General features: G+C 43.5%; 3 protein-coding genes. 1 reads left to right on the top strand and 2 read right to left on the bottom strand.

Annotation, left to right across the window (positions count from 1 at the left end; translation table 11 throughout):
* The coding region (locus AB4653_RS10645; RefSeq protein ID WP_372104105.1) for an MFS transporter at window positions 1-846 on the bottom strand (846 nt) is incomplete at its 3' end.
* Window positions 847-1,154: 308 nt separating this feature from the next.
* On the opposite strand from AB4653_RS10645, the gene AB4653_RS10650 reads away from it, so the two are divergent.
* The gene (locus tag AB4653_RS10650) at window positions 1,155-2,045 is read left to right on the top strand and encodes a LysR family transcriptional regulator (RefSeq protein ID WP_009844857.1); all 891 of its coding nucleotides are present in this window, start codon (window positions 1,155-1,157) and stop codon (window positions 2,043-2,045) included.
* 94 nt (window positions 2,046-2,139) lie between these two features.
* Here AB4653_RS10650 and AB4653_RS10655 read toward each other — a convergent pair.
* The coding region (locus AB4653_RS10655) for a response regulator (protein WP_372104108.1) at window positions 2,140-3,442 on the bottom strand (1,303 nt) is incomplete at its 5' end.

Below are 3,442 nucleotides of genomic sequence, written 5' to 3' on the forward strand. Positions count from 1 at the left end.
CACAAATAACACGCCACCTGCAAGGATCATCATTCTTGAACCGAACTTCTCGATGAGGTAACCCGTAAAGAATGCAGGCACAAACATACCCAATACGTGCCACTCAATCACACCAGCAGCTTTAGTAAAATCGAATCCGCAACCAATCATCGCCAATGGTGTTGCCGTCATCAAAATGTTCATCACGGCGTAAGCAACCATGGCCGCAAACACAGCGCCAACAAAGTTCGGCGCTTTAACGATCACACTTAAAGGATCGGCTTTGGGAGCCTGACTATTAAAAGAGACCTTAGGAAACTGAATGGTTTGTAACAAGGCTAAAGCTAAGATGTTTAGGCCGATCAGCGAAGCAAAAGCACCAATATACAAACCATCTGCTGACCACTGTTGCGACATAATCGCCAAGTTTGGCCCTAATACCGCTGCTAAAACGCCACCAGCCATAGAGATAGATATCGCTCGATGACGGGCATTTTCATCACACACCTCGATTGCAGCAAAACGATAAAGCGTACCAAAACCAATACCTATCCCAAGCAAAAACGTGGCGAAACAAAACAGATAGAAATGTTGCTGAGATAACGCGTAAGTCGCAAGGCTTGCTCCGGTAATGCCAACTACATTGCCGATACTAAACCCTCGTTTTCGTCCTAATTTTCCTGAAATTAAAGATGCAGGAATAGTGGCTGCCATTAAGCCTAAAAACTGCAACGCAACAGGCAAAGTAATCATGCTGACACTGGGTGCAATCTGTTTGCCTATCAAGCCAATCACTGAGATCAGTAATATGTTGCCCGTCATCAACAAGGCCTGACACAGTGAGAGCAGCCAAACATTTCTATTCATCTTCGTTCCTAAATATGGGCACAGCTGGTCAATAGAACAAAAAATCAACAAAGTCGCAACTCTTTGTTACTTTTAATGAACTCACCAAAGCACTCAATTAAAGAGCCACGAGTCTCGACTTCGAAGTGTATTCCGCCAAAGGTGCTTTGATCTTCGTTGCTTTACGCTCTAGAGTTGAAATTATCATTACTTAAGATAATAATAATTTGGTGTTATTCAGAAGCTTTGTTGTTTATAGGCTTTGTTATTCACAGGCTCTGTTACTTATAAGCCTTTTTATCCATAGGCGTTAGCATTTAAAGGTGAGTATGATTAATCCACTTTGGCTCAATACATTTAAGACTCTGGTTGAAGTTGGTCATTTCACCCAAACTGCAGAAAAGCTGTATATGACACAGCCTGGCGTTAGCCAACACATCAAAAAGCTTGAGCAAGCTTGTAACTGTGACTTGTTATCGAGAGAAAATAAGAGTTTCGAACTGACCGAACAAGGTCGGATTATGTATCGCTACGCTCTTAAACTGGAAAAAGACCAAGAAGATTTATTCGAATCTCTGAGTTTCGACAATCCTTATTCTGGGCAATGTCATCTATCCTGTTCGGGTTCACTCTCTTTGCGTCTGTATCCCAAGCTTCTTGAACTGCAGCAGCAACATCAAGACCTGAGCATCAACCTAGAAGCGGCACCGAACAAAAAGATATTGAACGACCTAATCCAAGGCACCACCGATATTGGAATCGTCAGACATTCACCCAATGACAGCTATTATCAGAGCCAAGTTATTGGTAATGAGGCGCTGTGCTTAATCGTCCATCATAGTCTTGCTGACTTAGAGATTACCCCTGAAGCTCTGCACAATATCGGCCTCATAGCCCATCCAGACTCTGCTCATTACCTGTCTTTGTATTTTGACCTATGCGGAGATAAAGATTTAGCGAACATCAACATCAATGAGATCCCGAAGTCTGGCTACATTAATCAACTCCACCAAATTCTATTACCCGTATCAAAAGGGCTTGGGTTCACCGTGTTACCCGCAGGGGCTGTCGAAAACTTTCCAGACAAAGAGAAGTTGCATGTTGTGCCACCTAAAGTGAAGGTTGAAGAAACACTGTATTTGGTTCAGAAAAGAAATCGAAAACTGCCGCACAGATACAACACCCTTATCGATCTAATCAAACAACACGTCAGTAATTAATCCGAGACACAGAAAGAAGTAAAGCCTTTAGCTAGTTCGTTATTTCGCAGCAAGAGCTAAAGGCTTTAATGTTGGAGTGATGTTCAAAAGACAGCTACTCAGAAGCACTCAGAACCTCTTTGGCTCGTTCAAAGTCGTAATTATCTAACGCACTTTGGACATCTTTAAGAACTGCTGAATATGGATACTGTGCCAGTAATTCAGTCACGTATTGGGTCGCATCGTTATCATAAGCATCCAACAGCGAATACAACTTAGCACGCTGCTCTTGAGTGATATTAGGCGAATTCGATGCATCAGCGCTTCTCACCTCAGTTTCTTGAGTACATGCCGTTTCAACACCTTGAGCACCAGAGCCATCAAAGCTGCTCTCTACCGTTTTGATCAATTCGATTAACCCAAGCTCAGCTTGTTTAAGATCCTGCTCATCACACGCCTTGTTATGCGCTTTGCTTTCAAGACCACCGAGTTGTTCAGCCAATTGCAACCCGCCAATAGAAGCCGCCATGCTTTTTAACGTATGTAGGTTCCGCTCTAACGTCACCCATTCATCTTGCACTAGGTTGTCGAAGGTATCCGACATAATGTCAGGCGCCCCTTGGCAGAATCTACCAAGCATCTTCTCTTGAAGTTTCACATCATGATGAGTCAGCTGACCGAACCTTGGCAATGAGAAAACAGGGAGAACCATCAGAGTATCAGAGCTTAATGTCGAACTGTTAGAGCTGCTATCTTGCACCCTAACTAAAGGCGACTCTGATGACGCTTTACCTTCAACCAGAACCTCTGGCACGATGTATTTCGTAATCAAAGAGGTGGCTTTATCGATGATAATTGGCTTATCCAAGAAGTCCGTGACTCCAGCCTCTCGCGCTCGCTGTTTGGCATCAGCAAACACATTGGCCGACATCGCAATAATTGGTACATCTTTATCAAACTCACGAATCAAACGTGTAGATTCGAAACCATCCATGATCGGCATTTGCAGATCCATAAAGATCATCTCGTATTCGTTGCTTTGAGCTAACTCCAGTGCCTCTTTTCCATTCTCTGCCAAGTCGGCATTCAGATTAGAGCGGGTGAAGAATGCCAAGGCTAAGTCTTGATTTAACTCATTATCTTCAACGAGCAATACCTTTTGACCTTTGAACTCTATCTGGTAATCCAGTTGCAGCTCTTGGGCTTTAAACTCTGCCAATTCTTCAACACTTGATCTTGGCAATGTTAGAACAAACGAAAACTCGCTGCCTTGCCCGAAAACACTCCCAACACTAATTTGGCCACCCATTGCACGAACCAATTTCTGACTAATATTGAGTCCTAACCCTGTGCCACCGAATCGGCGCGTGGTTGTACTATCGGCTTGGCTAAATGCTTCAAAGAGCTTGTGTAGATTC

The organism is Vibrio sp. 10N.222.48.A3 (genome assembly GCF_041475345.1).
Classification (GTDB): Bacteria; Pseudomonadota; Gammaproteobacteria; order Enterobacterales; family Vibrionaceae; genus Vibrio; species Vibrio tasmaniensis_A.